This is a genomic window from Microbacterium sp. LMI1x-1-1.1 (genome assembly GCF_040676205.1).
Taxonomy (GTDB): domain Bacteria; phylum Actinomycetota; class Actinomycetes; order Actinomycetales; family Microbacteriaceae; genus Microbacterium; species Microbacterium aquilitoris.
On sequence record NZ_JBEGHM010000002.1, the window covers coordinates 853,872 to 871,381 of the forward strand.

Annotated in this window: 16 protein-coding genes; 3 read left to right on the forward strand and 13 right to left on the reverse strand. The window is 69.5% G+C overall.

The window, feature by feature from the left end; all coding sequences use genetic code 11:
- Positions 1 to 4: 4 nt before the first annotated feature.
- The 12 genes from MRBLMI1x_RS11870 to MRBLMI1x_RS11925 form a co-directional block, all read right to left on the reverse strand.
- Complete coding sequence (locus MRBLMI1x_RS11870) at positions 5 to 538, reverse strand: GNAT family N-acetyltransferase (protein ID WP_363458954.1); 534 nt, start codon at positions 536 to 538, stop codon at positions 5 to 7.
- Positions 535 to 1,614, reverse strand: coding sequence for a 3-dehydroquinate synthase (gene aroB / locus MRBLMI1x_RS11875; protein WP_018186739.1), 1,080 nt, complete (start codon positions 1,612 to 1,614; stop codon positions 535 to 537). The genes MRBLMI1x_RS11870 and aroB overlap by 4 nt, the downstream gene beginning before the upstream one ends.
- Positions 1,611 to 2,156, reverse strand: a complete 546-nt coding sequence (locus tag MRBLMI1x_RS11880; RefSeq protein ID WP_311870292.1) for a shikimate kinase — start codon at positions 2,154 to 2,156, stop codon at positions 1,611 to 1,613. Before MRBLMI1x_RS11880 ends, aroB begins: the two co-directional genes overlap by 4 nt.
- The gene (gene aroC, locus MRBLMI1x_RS11885; protein WP_363458957.1) at positions 2,143 to 3,369 is read right to left on the reverse strand and encodes a chorismate synthase; all 1,227 of its coding nucleotides are present in this window, start codon (positions 3,367 to 3,369) and stop codon (positions 2,143 to 2,145) included. The genes MRBLMI1x_RS11880 and aroC overlap by 14 nt, the downstream gene beginning before the upstream one ends.
- Positions 3,370 to 3,373: 4 nt before the next feature.
- A complete protein-coding gene (locus MRBLMI1x_RS11890) occupies positions 3,374 to 4,222 on the reverse strand; it encodes a shikimate dehydrogenase (RefSeq protein ID WP_363458959.1) in 849 nt (282 codons plus the stop codon).
- Entirely contained in the window at positions 4,222 to 5,622 is a 1,401-nt protein-coding gene (gene mltG, locus MRBLMI1x_RS11895; RefSeq protein ID WP_363458961.1) for an endolytic transglycosylase MltG, read from the reverse strand. The genes MRBLMI1x_RS11890 and mltG overlap by 1 nt, the downstream gene beginning before the upstream one ends.
- Before the next feature lie 19 nt (positions 5,623 to 5,641).
- Positions 5,642 to 6,094, reverse strand: coding sequence for a Holliday junction resolvase RuvX (gene ruvX / locus MRBLMI1x_RS11900; protein ID WP_018186734.1), 453 nt, complete (start codon positions 6,092 to 6,094; stop codon positions 5,642 to 5,644).
- The gene (gene alaS / locus MRBLMI1x_RS11905; RefSeq protein WP_116229121.1) at positions 6,091 to 8,757 is read right to left on the reverse strand and encodes an alanine--tRNA ligase; all 2,667 of its coding nucleotides are present in this window, start codon (positions 8,755 to 8,757) and stop codon (positions 6,091 to 6,093) included. The genes ruvX and alaS overlap by 4 nt, the downstream gene beginning before the upstream one ends.
- A 70-nt stretch (positions 8,758 to 8,827) precedes the next feature.
- Complete coding sequence (locus MRBLMI1x_RS11910; RefSeq protein WP_018186732.1) at positions 8,828 to 9,064, reverse strand: hypothetical protein; 237 nt, start codon at positions 9,062 to 9,064, stop codon at positions 8,828 to 8,830.
- Between the two features lie 81 nt (positions 9,065 to 9,145).
- Positions 9,146 to 9,802, reverse strand: coding sequence for a 30S ribosomal protein S4 (rpsD, locus tag MRBLMI1x_RS11915; RefSeq protein WP_414685610.1), 657 nt, complete (start codon positions 9,800 to 9,802; stop codon positions 9,146 to 9,148).
- A gap of 139 nt (positions 9,803 to 9,941) precedes the next feature.
- Positions 9,942 to 11,450: a tetratricopeptide repeat protein gene (locus MRBLMI1x_RS11920; RefSeq protein WP_256335390.1), complete on the reverse strand. Its 1,509-nt coding sequence runs from the start codon at positions 11,448 to 11,450 to the stop codon at positions 9,942 to 9,944.
- The gene (locus MRBLMI1x_RS11925; RefSeq protein ID WP_081626443.1) at positions 11,443 to 12,798 is read right to left on the reverse strand and encodes a replication-associated recombination protein A; all 1,356 of its coding nucleotides are present in this window, start codon (positions 12,796 to 12,798) and stop codon (positions 11,443 to 11,445) included. Before MRBLMI1x_RS11925 ends, MRBLMI1x_RS11920 begins: the two co-directional genes overlap by 8 nt.
- A gap of 89 nt (positions 12,799 to 12,887) precedes the next feature.
- On the opposite strand from MRBLMI1x_RS11925, the gene MRBLMI1x_RS11930 reads away from it, so the two are divergent.
- The 3 genes from MRBLMI1x_RS11930 to MRBLMI1x_RS11940 all read left to right on the forward strand — a co-directional run bounded on the left by MRBLMI1x_RS11930 (position 12,888) and on the right by MRBLMI1x_RS11940 (position 15,218).
- Positions 12,888 to 13,229, forward strand: coding sequence for a dioxygenase (locus MRBLMI1x_RS11930; protein ID WP_363458967.1), 342 nt, complete (start codon positions 12,888 to 12,890; stop codon positions 13,227 to 13,229).
- 60 nt (positions 13,230 to 13,289) lie between these two features.
- Positions 13,290 to 14,552: a DUF349 domain-containing protein gene (locus MRBLMI1x_RS11935; protein ID WP_414685611.1), complete on the forward strand. Its 1,263-nt coding sequence runs from the start codon at positions 13,290 to 13,292 to the stop codon at positions 14,550 to 14,552.
- Positions 14,553 to 14,648: 96 nt separating this feature from the next.
- Positions 14,649 to 15,218, forward strand: a complete 570-nt coding sequence (locus MRBLMI1x_RS11940) for an SAM-dependent methyltransferase (protein WP_363458971.1) — start codon at positions 14,649 to 14,651, stop codon at positions 15,216 to 15,218.
- On the opposite strand, the gene MRBLMI1x_RS11945 is transcribed toward MRBLMI1x_RS11940, so the two are convergent.
- On the reverse strand, positions 15,197 to 17,464 hold the full coding sequence (locus MRBLMI1x_RS11945) for a RelA/SpoT family protein (RefSeq protein WP_018186725.1): 2,268 nt from the start codon (positions 17,462 to 17,464) through the stop codon (positions 15,197 to 15,199). The two genes, MRBLMI1x_RS11940 and MRBLMI1x_RS11945, sit on opposite strands and share 22 nt — an antisense overlap.
- Positions 17,465 to 17,510: the final 46 nt, after the last annotated feature.

Consider the following 17,510-nt stretch of genomic DNA (forward strand, 5'->3'; position numbering starts at 1 on the left):
GACCCTAGTGGGAGGGGCGGTGCATCTGGATCTCGCGCCCAACCTCTGTGTCGAGGGCGAGCCCGGTCGCCGTGAAACCGAGCCGGCGGTAGGCCGCCTGCGCGCGGGCGTTGTCGATGTGGACGTCGAGGGTGAGCCCGTCAGCGCCGGCGGTCTCGGCCCAGACGGATGCCTCCGCCACCAGGGCGTCGAGGACGCCGCGACCGCGATGGCCCGGGTCGACGAAAACCCCGACGAGTTCGGCCCGTGGGGCGGCGACGCCGCGTCCGAGCGCGTCCGTCGCGCCGGCATCCCGCACGAGGACCGTCACGGAGCCGATCCACCTCTCCCCTGAGATCGCGACGAACTGCGCCGCGTTCTGTCCCAGGGCTGCTTCCGCGGTCCGTGCCTGCCAGTGCGCGTCGTCGCGGGCCGACTCCTGCTCGCGCGTGGTCAGGAAGGCGATGGATGCCGCCGGGTCGCTCACTGCGCGGATGCGGAGGTCGCGGACCTCGCGCCACTCCTGCAGGCGGATGCGGCGGACCGCGGCATCCGTCACCCGGCGATCTCCTGGTACGCGGCGAACAGCAGCGACTCGTCGGGGGCCTGCATGACGGTCGGCTTGCCGATCGCGTCGAGGACGATGAAGCGGAGCATGCCGGCGCGCGACTTCTTGTCGCGCTGCATGACGCCCAGAAGGTGCTGCCAGCCGTCCATGCGGTAGGTCGTCGGGAGGCCGAGCATGTCGAAGATGCGACGGTGCCGGGCGACGTCCTCGTCGGAGAGACGCCCCGCCAGTCGCGACAGTTCGGCGACGTACATCATGCCGATCGAGATGGCGGCGCCGTGACGCCAGCGGTACCGCTCGGCGTGTTCGATGGCGTGCCCCAGGGTGTGCCCGTAGTTCAGGACCTCACGGAGCCCCGCCTCGCGGAAGTCCTCGCTCACGACACGCGCCTTCATCTCGATCGCGAGCTCGATGCAGCGGCGGAACTCGTCGGTCGAGGGGTCGACGGCGGCCTCGGGGTCGCGCTCGACGATGTCGAGGATCTCGGGGAACCAGATGAAGCCGGCCTTCACGACCTCGGCGAATCCGGCGACGATCTCGTTGCGCGGCAACGTGTCCAGCACGTCGAGGTCGCAGATCACCGACCGCGGCGCCCAGAACGCGCCGACGAGGTTCTTCCCCTCGGCCGTGTTGACGCCGGTCTTGCCGCCGACGGCGGCATCCACCATCCCGAGGACCGTCGTCGGGATCTGCACGATCTGCACGCCGCGCAGCCAGGATGCCGCGACGAACCCGGCGAGGTCCGTCACAGCGCCGCCGCCGAAGCCGATGACCGCGTCGGTGCGAGTGAAGTCGGCCTGGCCCATGACCTGCCAGCAGAAGGCCGCGACCTCGATGCGCTTGCCGTCCTCGGCGTCGGGGATCTCTGCGATCAGCACCTCGAGCGCGTCGTCGGCGACGAGGAGGTCTCGGAGCTCTGAGGCCTTCGCCCCCAGGCGCGGGGTGTGGACGATCAGCACCTTCTTCACCGTCGGGGCGAGGTGATCGCGGACTCCGGCGAGGAGTCCCCGCCCGACGTGGATGTCGTAGGGAGTCGCGCCGGTGACGCTGATGGTCGTGTGGGTCATGGGGTGACTCCCGGAATGTCGGCGGCGGGCTCGGCCCAGTCCGCGATGGCGGTCACGATGTTCTCGAGTGGCCCGGATGAGGTGTCGAACGTCGCGTCGGCGACGGATTCGTACAGTGGTCGGCGCTCGGCGTAGATGCGCTCCCAGCGCTGGATCGGCGTCTCGTCGCCCGCCGAGAGCAGGGGGCGGGATGCCGCTTCGCCCAATCGACGCGCGACGACGCGAGGAGCGACGGTGAGGAGCGCGACGCGATGGGCGCGAAGCCGCTCGCGTGTTGTCTCGTCGAGGACCGCTCCGCCACCGAGCGACACGACGCCGCCGCGCGACAGCGCCTCCTCGACCGCATCGCGCTCGAGTTCGCGGAAGCGGGGCTCGCCCTGCGTCGCGAAGAGCTCCGCGATCGGTCCATGCGCTCTCACGACCATCGCATCGGTGTCGTGGAAGGTCCGGCCGAGCCGCTTGGCGACCCGCTTGCCGACACTCGTCTTACCGGCCCCCATCGGACCGATCAGGACGATCGACGACGGCTCAGGCGAGGTCATGCGCGAGGAGTGCCGCCTCGGACGCAGGGGTCGTCTTGAGCGTCTCGGGGATCGCCGCGAGGTAGGTCTCGAGGTTGCGACGCGTCTCACGGATGCTGTCACCGCCGAACTTCTCGAGCACGGCATCGGCGAGCACGATCGCGACCATCGCCTCGGCGACGACGCCCGAAGCCGGTACCGCGCAGACGTCCGAACGCTGGTGGTGGGCCGCAGCGGTCTCGCCGGTGGCCACGTCGACCGTGCGCAGCGCGTGCGGGATCGTCGCGATCGGCTTCATGCCGGCCCGGACGCGGAGCACCGTGCCGGTCGACATGCCGCCCTCGGTCCCGCCGGCGCGGTCGGAGGCGCGCGTGATGCCGCCTTCCGTTGCGAAGAGTTCATCGTGCGCGGCGGACCCGCGGCGACGCGTCGTCTCGAACCCGTCGCCGACCTCGACGCCCTTGATCGCCTGGACGCTCATGAGGGCCTGGGCGAGCTTGCCGTCGAGACGGCGGTCCCAGTGCACGTGCGATCCGAGCCCCGGGGGAAGACCGTAGGCGAGCACCTCGACGATGCCGCCGAGGGTGTCGCCGTCTTTCTTCGCGGCATCCACTTCGGCGACCATGCGCTCGGAGGTCGCCGGGTCGAAGCAGCGGAGCGGATCGGCGTCGAGCGCGTCGACGTCGTCGGGACCGGGGAGCTCCGCCCCCTCGGGCACCTGCACGGGACCGATCGACAGGGTGTGGCTCACGAGGCGGATGCCGAGCTCGGACAGAAAGCTGCGGGCGATCGCGCCGAGCGCGACACGAGCGGCCGTCTCCCGGGCGCTGGCGCGCTCGAGGATCGGACGGGCCTCATCGAAGTCGTACTTCTGCATGCCCACGAGGTCGGCGTGACCGGGGCGGGGCCGGGTGAGCGCGGCGCCGCGGCCACGGGAGCGTTCACTCAGCTCGGTCGGCTCGGGGCTCATGACCTCGACCCACTTAGGCCACTCGGTGTTGCCGATACGCAGGGCGATCGGACTGCCGAGCGAGAGGCCGTGTCGGACGCCGCCCGAGAGGTTCAGCTCGTCCTCCTCGAACTTCATCCGCGAGCCGCGGCCGTAGCCGAGCTTGCGTCGAGCGAGGTCGGCGCGGATCGCGTCGAGCGAGACAGGGACGCCGGAGGGCAGGCCCTCCATGATGGCGACAAGTTCGGGGCCGTGGGATTCGCCGGCGGTGAGCACGCGGAGCATTGCCCTAGTCTCCCACGAGCGCGCGGCGCATGACCGCCACCACGTCGGGCTCGCGCGGGAGCGGTTCGTCGACGCCCCCCGTGGCGAATGCCCGGATCTGCAGGACCGCCTGGTGCAACAGCATCCCCTCTCCCCCCGACGCGGGCCGCCCGGCGCGGTCCCACGCCCGGGACAGGTCGGTCGGCCAGTGACCGTAGACGACGTCCATGAGGACGCCGCCCGCCGCCGCCAGGGCGTCCGCGGCCCCGGCATCCACCGATACCCCGCCCGGCAGCGTCGCGATCGTCGCATCGACGGCGTCGGTCCGTTCGCCCGCGAGCGGTGCGGCGACGACGCGGACACCGAGCCGCTCCCCCAGGTCGACGAGTCCCTGGACCGCCTCGGGGCGACGTGCGGCGACCTCGACGTCGCGGACGCCGAGCTCGGACAGCGCCACGAGCGCAGCGGATGCCGTCGCCCCCGCGCCGACGATGCGTGCGCGGTCGACGGCCTCGACACCCTGTTCACGGAGCGCGGCGACGATGCCCCCGGCATCCGTGTTGAACGCCCGCCACCCCGCGGGCGTCCGCACCAGCGTGTTCGCCGCACCGACGAGGGTGGCGCGCACGTCGCGCTCGGACGCGACGTCGAACGCCGCGCGCTTCAGCGGCATCGTCAGCGAGAGTCCGCGGTGGTCGGCGCCGAGGGCGGCGAGCTCGCCCGCGAACGACGCCTCGTCGACGCGTCGTCGGCCGTAGGTCCACTCCCAGCCGAGCAACGCGTACGCGGCCGTGTGCATGGCCGGCGACAGGCTGTGCCCGATCGGATCGCCCCAGACTTCCAGAGCGGTGGCCTCCGGGGCGGTGGCCGTCATCAGGAGCAGCCTCCGTCGGGGTTGTCGCGGCACCACTTCTGGTACTGGGCGACGGCTTTCTCATGCTCGGCGAAGGTCGCCGAGAAGACGGTCTCCCCCGTGTCGAGGTTGACCGTGACGAAGTACTGCCACGGTCCCTCGGCCGGGTTCAGAGCCGCCTTCATGGCGAGCTCTCCCGGGTTCGCGATGGGGGTGACCGGCAGACCCTTCTTCTTGTACGTGTTCCACCCGTTGTCGTCCGCGAGCTCCTCGGCGCGCGAACTCGTCCCGCCCTCGCGGTCGGCGAACGGGTACTGGGCGGTCGAGTCCATCTGCAGGAGACCGTTGGTGTCGCTGATCGCCGGATCCAACCGGTTCTGGATCACGCGGGAAACCTTGTAGAAGTCGTCCTCGTAGCGGCCTTCCTTCTCGATGATCGACGCGATCGTGAGGATCTTCTCCCGCTGATCGGCGGGCACGCCGGCGTCGTCGAGGGCTGCGATGGTCCGGTCGACCATCGTCTGAACGACCTCTTTCGCGGTCACGCCGGGGTTGAAGGTGTACGTCGCCGGGAACAGCCATCCTTCGAGACTCGGCGCCTTCACCCCGTAAGCAGCGGGGTCCTTGACGGCCGCCTCGACATCGGCGACGGGCAGTCCGACGCCTTCGGCGATGCGCGGGACCGACTGCGCGACCGTCAGGCCCTCGCGCAGCTGGGCGGTGTACTCCTGCTTGTTCGCGGGATCGAGCAGAGCCTCGAACGCCGCTTGCGAGGTCATCTTCTTCTGCAGGGAGTACACGCCCGGTTTGAGGACGTTCGGATCCTCTCCGTTGTCGATCAGATACGAGTAGAACGCATCGGAGGTCTTCGTGACCCCCGCATCGAAGAGCGCGCGGGAGATGTCGGCACCCGTCTGGCCCGAGAGGACCGTGACGCTCGCCTCGCCTTCGGCGAGACCGGCCTCGTAATCCTTCGGCTCCTCCCATCCGAGGACCTTCCGGATCTGATCCTCGTAGGTGTTGAACACGGCGAACCCGCCGCCGACCAGTCCGCCGATGATGGCGATGATGATGACGAAGACGCCCCACGCGGCGACCCGGCTCTTGCGCCGGTCACGGTCCTGCCGGTGCGGTGCGGCGGACGGGGCCTTCAGTCCCTCGTCCTCGAAGAGCGCATCGATCGGGGCGGTCGACGAGGCGGTCGCCCGCTCGGCCGGACGAGGACGTGGAGCAGCAACGGATGCTGCCTCTTCCCGCTGCCCACCGGGCACGGCTCCGGCGTCCGTCGCCGACCCCGTCGGCTCCTGGCTCTGCGCCCTCCGGGCAGCCCGACGCGACGACGGGATCGCCCCGTCCGTCGGAGCGGAAGGATCTGCCGGGAAGGTCTCGGGGCGGTCGTCGCGCGAGGGGGTCTCGGACATCGGTGGACTCCTGCGTCTCCTACAGCGCCGCACCGGCCGGGTTACCGGTGCTCTTCTCGACGTCGATCGCCTGCTGGAGGAGGACGACCGCGGCGATCTGGTCGACAATCCTACGAGACGACTTCTGCGAACGCCCGTTCTGACGGAGCACGGCGTTCGCCGAAACGGTGCTCAGCCGCTCGTCGACCAGTCGGATGGGCGCATCGACGGCGGCGGAGAGCTCGGTGGCGAACTCGCGCGCATCCGTCGTCGATGCGGTCTCTGACCCGCCGAGGCTGATCGGGAGACCGACAAGGATCTCGAGCGGGTCGTACTCGCGCGCGATCTCGACGATGCGCGCGACCGAGGTCTCGGCCCGGGGCACGGTCTCGACGGGGACGGCGAGCATCCCGTCCGGATCGCACCGGGCGACCCCGACGCGGGCTCGCCCGACGTCGATCCCGAGTCGGACCCCGCGACGGAAACCGCTCACGCGGTCGCACCCTCCAGTGCCGCGACGATGCCGCTCAGCGCGGTCGGCAGAGCGGACGCATCCGTTCCGCCTCCCTGAGCCACATCGTCACGGCCGCCGCCGCCGCCGCCGAGCACACCGGCAGCGGTCTTCGCGAGCAGGCCGGCCTTGGCACCCGCGGCACGCGCGGCCTCGTTCGTGGCGACGATGACGATCGGACGCCCACCGGCCTCACCCGCGAGGGCGACGACACCGGCGTCGGAACCGAGACGCTCGCGCACCTGCAGCGCGAGCGTCCGCAGGTCGTCTGCGGAGGCGACCGAGCCGATCGACTGCGCCACCACACGGTAGGAACCGGCGGAGACGGCGGATGCCGCAAGAGTCGGGACCCGCTCGCCGAGGGCCTTCGCCTCGAACTGGGCGATCTTCTTCTCTGCCGCCTTGAGGCTCGCCTGGAGCTCCGCGATGCGGGCGGGCAGCTGGTCACGCGGGATCTTCAGTCCCGAGGTGAGCTGGGACACGATCGCCCGCTCGGCCGCGAGCTCGCGGAACGCATCCTGACCCACGAGGGCCTCGACGCGGCGGTTGGAGGCGCCGACCGACGACTCCCCCACGAGGTTGATGAGCCCTACCTGGGCGCTCGAGGACACATGAGTGCCGGCGCACAGCTCGCGCGACCAGGGGCCGCCGATGTCGACCATCCGCACGGTGTCGCCGTACTTCTCGCCGAACAGCGCCATGGCGCCCGCGGCCTTCGCCTCGTCGAGCGACATGACCCGGGTCGTGACCTCGAGGTCGTCGCGGACGGCGTTGTTGGCGATCTCCTCGATCTCGCTCCGGGTCTCGGGCGAGAGCGCCTGACCCCACGAGAAGTCGAACCGCAGATATCCGGCGCGGTTGAGGGAGCCCGCCTGGGTGGCGCTCTTACCGAGGGTGTCGCGCAGAGCGGCGTGAACGAGGTGGGTGGCGGAGTGGGCCTGCGCCGCCGCACGGCGGTTCGCGGCATCCACCACCGTCGTCGCGGCGTGACCGACGGCGACCTCGCCCGTGGTCACCTCGACCGTGTGGCTGATGAGACCGGGGACGGGCTTCTGCACGTCGAGGACCTCGAGTTCGTAGCCCGGACCGACGATGACGCCCTTGTCAGCGACCTGGCCGCCGGACTCCGCGTAGAGGGCGGTCTCGGCGGTGATGACCTCGGCGATCTGCCCCTGCGCGGCACGATCGGCCGGGGCGCCGTCGACGAGGATGCCGAGGATCCGGGACTCCGTCTCGAGATCCGTGTATCCCGTGAAGACCGTCTCACCCAGCGCGCGGAAGTCGCGGTAGACGCTCGTGTCGGCGAGCTGACGCTTGCGCGAGCGGGCGTCGGCCTTGGCGCGGTCCCGCTGCTCCTTCATGAGGGTGTCGAATCCGGCGCGGTCGACCGTGAGGCCGGCTTCCTCGGCGATCTCGAGCGTGAGGTCGATCGGGAAGCCGTACGTGTCGTGCAGCAGAAACGCCTGCGAGCCGCTCAGCGCGGTCGACTGCGTGGACTTCGCGGACTCGATCGAGGTGTCGAGGATCTCCGACCCGCTCGCGAGGGTGCGCAGGAACGTCGCCTCCTCGGCCAGCGCGTACTGGGACAGCCGGGCGTAGTCGGTCTCGACGACGGGGTACGACTCCTTCATGGCGTCCCGGGAGACGGCGAAGAGCTCCGCGAACGTCGGTCCCTCGACGCCCAGCAGACGCATCGAGCGGATCGCGCGGCGCATGAGACGGCGCAGGATGTAGCCGCGGCCGTCGTTGGCCGGAGTGACGCCGTCGGACAGGAGCATGAGCGACGAGCGGATGTGGTCCGCCACCACACGGAAGCGAACGTCGTCGTCGTGGTTCTCGCCGTACCGCTTGCCCGAGAGCTCCACGGCCTTGTCGAGGACGGGACGGACCTGGTCCGTCTCGTACATGTTGTCGACACCCTGCTTGATGAACGCGACGCGCTCGAGCCCCATACCGGTGTCGATGTTCTGCGCGGGCAGATCCCCGATGATGTCGAACTCGTACTTCGAGCGCACGTTCGTGATCTCGTACTGCATGAACACGAGGTTCCAGATCTCGACGTAGCGGTCGTCATCCGTGGCGGGTCCGCCGTCGACGCCGTACTCGGGACCGCGGTCGAAGAAGATCTCGGAGCACGGGCCGGCGGGACCGGGAAGCCCCGTGGTCCAGTAGTTGGTGTCCTTGCCCAGGCGCTGGATGCGCTCCTCGGGGAGGCTCGAGTGCTCGAGCCAGAGCTGAATCGCCTCGTCGTCCTCCTCGTAGACGGTGACCCAGAGGTCCTTCGGATCGAATCCGAGCCCCCCGTCGTCGTCGGGCGTGGTGAGGAGCTCCCAGGCGTACCGGATCGCGTCCTTCTTGAAGTAGTCGCCGAACGACCAGTTGCCCAGCATCTGGAAGAACGTGCCGTGACGCGGGGTCTTGCCGACCTCTTCGATGTCGTTCGTGCGGATGCACTTCTGGTTGTCCGCCGCACGCTTGTAGGGCGCGGGAACATCGCCCGAGAGATACGGGATGAAGGGGACCATGCCGGCGACGGTGAACAGCAGCGCCGGGTCGTCGCTGACGAGGGATGCCGAGGGCACGATCGTGTGCCCGCGCTTCTCGAAGTAGTCCAGGTAGCGCCGGGCGATCTCAGCGGTCTTCATCGTGTGTCCTCAAACTGCATGCGGGATCGGTCGCGTCCCAGGGGCCGCGACCGGGAGATGGGGAAGTGGGTCAGTCGCCCTGCGGGGCGGACGCGGCATCCTTCGACAGGGCGTCCTGCGCGTCGGCGACGATGCCCTCGATCTTCGCCTCCTGCGTCCGGTAGGCCTCGCCCATCCGGTCGGTGAACTCGGAGATGCGGAGGTCGACCTCGGAGAGGAGTTCCTGGCCTCGCGGGTCCTTGTTGACCAGGTGCGCGGCGACGAAGCCGGCGACGATGCCCATCAGGAACCAGAGGACTTTCTTCATGGGGTCCATGTTAGGTGCAAAGCAGAAGGGGCGCCGGGTGAACCCGACGCCCCTTCGAACCGCTGAGCGGTCGAACCTCGCTTAGCGCGCGGCGTAGTACTCGACGACGAGCTGGACTTCACAGGTCACCGGGACCTCGGCGCGCTTGGGGCGACGCTCGAGACGGGCCTGGAGCTTGTCGAGCTCGACCGACAGGTAACCGGGAACCGGGGGCAGGACTTCGGCGTGACCGCCGGCGGCTGCGACCTGGAACGGCTCGAGAGCCTCGCTCTTTCCCTTGACGTGGATCGTCTGGCCCGGCTTCACGCGGAAGGACGGGCGGTCGACGAGCTGGCCGTCGACGAGGATGTGACGGTGCACGACGAGCTGACGCGCCTGCGCCGTCGTGCGGGCGAAGCCCGAACGGAGCACGAGCGAGTCGAGACGCATCTCGAGGAGCTCGACGAGGTTCTCACCGGTCAGACCCTCCGTGCGGCGGGCCTCGTTGAAGGTGTTGCGCATCTGCTTCTCGCGGATGCCGTACTGCTCGCGCAGACGCTGCTTCTCGCGAAGACGGACGGCGTAGTCGCTGTCCTGCTTGCGCTTGGTGCGGCCGTGCTCACCGGGAGCGTAGGGACGCTTCTCGAGGTAGCGGGCGGCCTTGGGGGTCAGTGCGACGCCGAGGGCGCGCGAGAGGCGCACCTTGCGGCGGTCCTGGGACTTCGTTGCCACGAAATCTTCCTTCCATGACGTGGCCATGTCTTTCACGGCTCACGGGCGTATCGCCGTCTCTCGCCCTCTCGGACTGCACGCCGGGGCACGCCGAAAGGTGGGAAAGAGAGAAGAGGATGCCCGAAAACACGGTTTCGAGCCGATTAAGCCTAACAGACGGGTGGGATCATCCCTGGCCGTGAGCCAGATCGAGCGCACCGGGCGGGTAGAAGGGGAACGCATCCGGGTGGAGGTCATCGAGCCGGTACCAGCCGACCGACGTCTCACCGTCGAGAACCTGGATCCGCTCGTCGACGCTCAGGGCATCGAGCTCGGGACTACTCACCGCGAAGAGGTACGCGATCTCGTGTCCGGGCCGGCCCTCGTTGTCGAAGATGTTCTCGATGACCCCGAGGAGCCGCGACTCCGTCACCGTCGCCCCGAGTTCCTCTGCGAGCTCTCGGCGGACGGCCGCCTCGGCCGTCTCCCCCGGTTCCACACCGCCGCCCGGAGCCCGCAAGAAGGCCGGGCGGACCGTCGTCGCCGGATACAGCTCCCCCAGGATGAACCCGTCCCTCATGACGACCGCCACCGAGATCACGCGGATGCGAGGGCGGGAACGGACCTCGGCTGCGTAGGCGCGGAGCGCCCGGCCGTAGAGCGGTATCCCGTCAGCGAGAGCCGCGAGGGCGGTGCGGAGCGCACGGACGGCTTTGTCGTCGTCGTACAGGGCGAGCGCTCGGAAGCCGGCCGCGGCGCCCGCCAACGGGTCGGTCGGCGGGACGTCCCTCAGAATGGCGATCGCGCCCGAGGCATCCCCCACGTTGCGCAGGGAACTCGCCAGCTGGATCCTCGCCTGCGTCTCGTAGGGAGACTCGAGCCCCGCAGCGAGCGCCGCGCGATAAAGCGGGATCGCCGCCGCCTCCTCCCCCAGGAAGTCCTCGACGGACGCACGCTCGAACAGGGCTCGAGGGTCGCTGCCGGGAGTCCCCGCGAGCGCGCCGCTCATCGCGGCGCGGAGCTCGTCGGGCTTCTCTTCGTCGGCCGCCGCCCACACATCGTCGATCCTCCGGCCGAGGTCATCGGCCCCGCCTGCTGCAGGTGCATCGCCGCTCAGCATCGCTCGGACGCGCCGCTGCAGCGGTTCCAGCCCCACGTCGACGTTCGCGTCACGCGCGAAGACGGTGAGTCCGCGCAGCGCCACGCCGGCATCACTCAGCTCGCCGGACAGCAGATGGGCGAAGAAGGCGGCATCCGGGACCTCGCGCACGGTGCCGTGCTCGAGCTCATCCCATTCCGGCGGGCCTTCCGGGACGCAGTCCGCGGCGATCAGGACGTGCTGACGCCGCGTCGAGTTGGCGCCGCTCCACTCGGAGCCCGCCTCCACGACGATGCCCGCCCGATAGCCGGTCTCTTCGCGGAGTTCCCGGACGCCCGCCTCTCGCGGAGACTCACCCGGATCGACGGCGCCCCCGGGGATCTCGGCGATGACACGCTGCGGGCCGACCCGGAATTGATCGAAGAGAACCACCGTGCCATGCGGGGTGAAGGCGATGACCGCGATCGTGTCGCCCTGGTCGAGGACGTCCCAGTCGGCGCGCGCGCCGTCCGGCATCCGGTACACGTCGCGCCGGATCCGGGTGAAGCCGTCGTAGACGACCTCACCCGATTCGCGCACCCACCGAGGATCAGTCACCGAGGATCTTCCGGATCTTCTCGAGTCGGGCGGAGATGTCCCGCTCCACACCCCGACCGGTCGGCTCGTAATAGCGGCGACCACGCAGTTCGTCGGGCAGGTACTGCTGCGTCGCGACGCCGACATCGAGATCGTGCGGGTACACGTACCCCTTGCCGTGACCCAGGCGCTTCGCTCCGGCGTAATGCGCGTCCCTCAGGTGGATCGGCACCCGGCCGAAACCGCCGGCACGGACGTCCGCGATCGCCGCGTTGATCGCGGTGTACGCGGCGTTCGATTTCGCCGTGGTCGCGAGGTAGGCGGTCGCTTCCGCCAGGGGGATGCGTCCCTCCGGCATCCCGATGAACGCAACCGCGTCAGCCGCGGCGACCGCGATCTGGAGCGCCTGCGGGTCGGCGAGTCCGATGTCCTCCGCGGCGGAGATGACGAGGCGCCGCGCGATGAACCGGGGATCCTCACCGGCTTCGATCATCCGGGCGAGGTAGTGGATCGCGGCATCCGGGTCGGATCCGCGGATCGACTTGATGAAGGCACTGATGACGTCGTAGTGCTCGTCGCCCTGCCGGTCGTACCGCAGCAGCGCGCGGTCGACGGCCTGCGCGACGTGCTCCGCCGTGATGACCGGCGGGGCGGTCTCCTCGGCGCCGTCATCCGATTCGTCGGTCGGCTCCGCGGGTTCAGCCATGGACGCCGCGGCCTCGAGCGAGGTCAACGCACGCCGCGCGTCACCGGATGCGAGGTGGACCAACGCGGCGCGCGCCTCGTCCGACAGGCTGACCGCACCCGCGAGTCCCCTCGCGTCGCTGACGGCTCGGTCGATCAGCATCCCGAGGTCCTCATCGGTGAGCGGCTGCAGGGTGAGCAGAAGCGACCGCGACAGCAGCGGCGAGATGACCGAGAAGGAAGGGTTCTCGGTGGTCGCGGCGATGAGGATGACCCACCCGTTCTCGACACCCGGGAGCAGCGCATCCTGCTGAGCCTTCGTGAAGCGGTGGATCTCATCGAGGAAGAGGATCGTGGAGGCGCCGTAGAGGTCGCGCTGCGTCATCGCCTCCTGCATGACCTCGCGGACGTCCTTGACGCCGGCAGTCACCGCGGACAGCTCCACGAACCGACGGCCCGACGTCCGCGCGATCGCTTGCGCCAGCGTCGTCTTCCCCGTCCCCGGCGGCCCCCACAGGATCACGGACACCGCGCCGGTGGTCGCGCGCCCCGAATCTGCGAGGGCGACGAGCGGCGAACCGGGGCGCAGCAGATGCGTCTGACCGGCCACCTCGTCGAGGGATGCCGGTCGCATCCTGACGGCCAGTGGCGTCGCTCCACGGAAAAGCGCGTCACTCTGTGCCATCGTCCCAGGCTAATCGCCGTCACCGTCATCCCGGGTCGAGGCATGGCCCCCGGGTTTTGTCGCGAGCGCGCGAGCCGAATAATCTGCAGGTGGCTGGGCTCGTGCGCAGCCCCGACGGAAGGATCGCCGTGGCAGCGGGCAAGAGCAGGCCGCGCGCAAGCGCACAGGAACGGGAGCGCGCCCGCCTCTATGAGGCGCGCCGACGCTTCAACGCGTCGCTGGTGCAGCGCCGCCGCCGCGACAACGTGATCGCCGGCGTCGCGGGCGGCATCCTTCTTCTGGGGATCCTGGCGGGTCAGGCGGCCTACTACACCGTGGGCCCCGGAACTCCCGAACCCGCACCGAGCCCGACCCCGACCTCGACGACGAGCGAGACACCCGCGCCGTCGCCCACGGCGACGGATTCGCCGACGCCCACTCCGACCCCGTGACCGCCGCGTACTAGGCTGAGTCACTAATCCGACCCCCATGCGGCGCATGCCGCCGACGAGGTGACCCCCGTGAGTTCCGCCACCCCCGAATCCGCCGAGACCCAGCCGTGGGGCCGCGTCGACGACGACGGCACCGTCTCCGTCCGTGAGGGCGACCAGTGGCGCGTCGTCGGCCAGTACCCCGACGGCACCCCCGAAGAGGCGCTCGCCTACTTCGAGCGCAAGTATGCAGACCTCGCCTCCGAGGTGACGCTGCTCGAGGTGCGCCACCGTCGGGGCGGCGCCTCGACATCCGACCTGCGCGGCACCGCCCGGACAATCCGTGAACGGCTCGACGGCGCTGCCGCAGTCGGCGACCTGGCCACGCTCGAGGCACGCGTCACCGCACTCGAGGGGGCACTGTCCGAGGCGAGCGCGGAAGAGGCGCAGGCGCAGCGGGCAGCAGTGGATGCCGCCGTCGCCGAGCGCGAGAGCATCGTCGCCGAGATCGAGGCGATCGCCGCCAAGGACCCGCGCTCCATCCAATGGAAGCAGACGACGGCGGACGTAGCCGCGCTGTTCGCACGCTGGCAGGAGCACCAGAGCACCGGCCCCCGCCTGCCCAAGGCGGTCGGTCAGCAGCTCTGGAAGCGATTCCGTGACGCACGTGCCGTCGTCGACAAGAACCGGCGCGAGTTCTACTCGAGCCTCGACGAGCAGCACAAGAGCGCCCGCGATGCGAAGACGCGCCTCGTCGAGCGCGCCGAGGCGCTGGCGCCGAGGGGTGAGGATGGCATCTCGGCGTACCGCGAGCTGCTCGACCAGTGGAAGAGCGCCGGCCGCGCCGGAAAGAAGGCGGACGACGCGCTCTGGGCCCGGTTCAAGGCAGCCGGCGACGTCCTCTACGGCGCGCGCATCGAACGCGAGAACGCGGACGTAGAAGCATCGAAGGAGAAGATCGAGGCCAAGCGCGCTCTGCTCGACGAAGCTGCCGCCGTCGCGAAGGAGAAGGACAACGCCAAGGCGCGCACACTCCTCACGAACATCCAGCGCCGCTGGGACGAGATCGGTCGGGTGTTCCCGCGCGACACCGAGCGCGGGCTGGACGACCAGCTCCGCAAGGTCGAGACCACGCTGAAGTCCCGCGAGGACGAGGACTGGAAGCGCAACAACCCCGAGACGAAGGCGCGTCAGAACGACATGACGAGCCAGCTCCAGGACGCCATCACCAAGCTCGAAGAAGAACTCGCGGCCGCAGAGGCCACGAAGGACAAAGCCGCCATCGCCAAGGCGAAGGACGCCCTCGAAGCCCGCAAGGGCTGGCTGCGCGCCCTCGGCGGCTGACACCTCGTACCGACAGAGAGCGGAGCACTCCCCCGGGGTGCTCCGCTCTCTGTGTTCTCCACAGAGGTGTCGGCAGCCCGACGGCGACGCACCTCGATGGCGCAGACTGCCCTCATGTGGCCGTTCCTCTACTTCGCCGATGATCGGTTGTCGACTGCGGAGCTGACTGCCGCCCGTCTCGACGGCGACCTGGTGGAGGTCGGCGAGGCGTTCATGCCGGCGGACGCCGTCGAGACACGAGAGCTGCGCGCAGCATCCTTCCGCTCCATCGGCGGGCCGGAGCGCGCAGTCACCCACGCGAGCGCGGCGTGGGTGCACGGTGCCATCCCGGACCCGCCGCTCATCCACACTCTGCAGCGCGCCGGCCGGCGGCGAGCAGCCTTCCCGGTCGACGCGCGCATCCGGTTCCGGGATGTCGCGCTACCCGCCGGCGACGTCGAGGTCATCAGCGGCGTCGCTGTGACGACGCCCGTCCGCACCCTCGTCGACCTCGTCCGCGACGCCGTGGTCGGCGGATCGCCGCGCCACCTGGTCGATGACATGCTCGCGTGGCGACCGGACCTCCTCGCCGATGCCGTCATCTGGATCGACGCGGCGGGTCCCATCCACCACAAACGGGCGGCGGCCGCAGAACTACGGCGGCGTCAGGAAGAGGTGACCCGGTAGACGTCGTACACGGCGTCGATGCGCCGGACGGCGTTCAGCACGCGATCGAGGTGGACGGTGTCGCCCATCTCGAAGACGTAACGGCTGAGGGCGAGACGGTCGTTGGTCGTCTGGACCGATGCCGACAGGATGTTCACGTGGTGTTCGCTGAGCACCCGCGTGATGTCGCTGAGCAGGCCCGAACGGTCGAGCGCCTCCACCTGGATGTGCACGAGGAAGACGCTCTTCGACGTCGGAGCCCATGACACGTCGATAAGTCGATCGGGCTGATCGCGGAGCGAGCCGACGTTCGTGCAGTCCGCTCGGTGCACCGACACACCGCTTCCACGGGTCACGAAGCCCACGATCTCGTCGCCCGGCACCGGTGTACAGCACTTGGCGAGCTTGACGAGGATGTCGGGGGCACCGCGGACGAGGACACCGGAGTCGCCGCCGCGCGGCGCCTTCGAGCGCCCTACGGCCGGCAGGTCGATGGGACCGGTGGAGGTCTCCTCCTCCTCGGAACGGACGAGCGCGGTCACCTTCTCGATGACGGACTGCGTCGAGACGTGGCCTTCGCCGACCGCCGCGTAGAGCGCGGTCACGTCTTCGTACCGGAGCTGGTGGGCGACGGCGGTGAACGAGTCCTGGCTCATGAGCCGCTGCAGCGGTAGGTTCTGTCGGCGCATCGCGCGAGCGATCGCGTCCTTGCCCTGCTCGACGGCCTCGTCTCGGCGTTCCTTCGTGAACCAGCCGCGGATCTTGTTGCGCGCTCGGGTGCTCTTGACGAAGGCCAGCCAATCCTGGCTCGGCCCGGCATCCGGATTCTTCGAGGTGAACACCTCGACGACGTCACCCGAGTGGAGTTCAGACTCGAGGGGAACGAGCCTGCCGTTGACCTTCGCCCCCATCGTGCGGTGGCCGATCTCGGTGTGCACCGCGTACGCGAAGTCGACCGGGGTCGCCCCCGCGGGAAGCCCCACGACACGACCCTTCGGGGTGAAGACGTAGACCTCCTTCGCACCGATCTCGAAGCGCAGCGAGTCGAGGAACTCACCTGGGTCTGCGGTCTCTGCCTGCCAGTCGGAGATGTGCGCGAGCCAGGCCATGTCCTGGTCGATCGCCTTGGAGTCCGCCTTGCCGCCGGCGATCTGCTCTTTGTACTTCCAGTGCGCCGCGACGCCGTACTCGGCCTGCTGGTGCATCTCGTGCGTGCGTATCTGGATCTCAACCGTGCGTCCGCCAGGACCGATGACCGTCGTGTGGAGCGACTGGTAGAGGTTGAACTTCGGCGTCGCGATGTAGTCCTTGAACCGGCCGGGGATCGGCGTCCACCGTGCGTGGATCGCACCGAGGACGGCGTAGCAATCCCTGACCGTGCCCACCATGATGCGGATGCCGATGAGGTCGTAGATGTCGTCGAACTCGCGACCGCGGACCACCATCTTCTGGTAGACGGAGTACAGCTGCTTAGGCCGCCCCATGACGCGTCCGCGGATGCGGAGGTCTCGCAGGTCCGCCTCGACGTTGTCGATGACCGTGTGCACGTACTGCTCGCGCTGCGGGGTGCGCTGCTTCACGAGCGAGTCGATCTCGGCGTAGAGCTTGGGGTGGAGCACCGCGAACGACAGATCCTCGAGCTCGCTCTTGGCGGTCTGGATGCCGAGACGGTGCGCCAGCGGCGCGTAGATCTCGAGCGTCTCGCGGGCCTTCTTGGCGGCCTTCTCGGGAGGGACGAACCCCCAGGTGCGAGCGTTGTGCAGGCGGTCCGCGAGCTTGATCAGCAGAACGCGGATGTCTTTGGACATCGCGACGATCATCTTGCGGACGGTCTCCGCCTGCGCAGCGTCGCCGTACTTGACCTTGTCGAGCTTCGTGACGCCGTCGACCAGCATCGCGACCTCGTCGCCGAAGTCGGCGGTCAGCTGATCGAGCGAGTAGTCCGTGTCCTCGACCGTGTCGTGCAGGAGGGCCGCGGCGATCGCGCGCGGACCGAGGCCGAGTTCGGCGAGGATCTGCGCGACCGCGAGCGGATGCGTGATGTACGGCTCGCCGCTCTGGCGCTTCTGGGACGCGTGCGCTTTCGCCGCCGTCCGGTACGCGCGCTCGACGATCGCGATGTCGCCCTTGGGGTGGTGGACGCGAACCGTCCGCATAAGCTCTTCGAGGGCGTCGCGCGACGGGGCCCGCGAGAAGATGCGCGGCACGAGCCTGCGCAGCGATTGCCCACCCGTCGCAGAGCCTGTCGGAGTGACCGCTTCAGCCATGCGATCGCCTCCTGTATGCCCGTACGCGCTTGGAACTGGAGGTCAA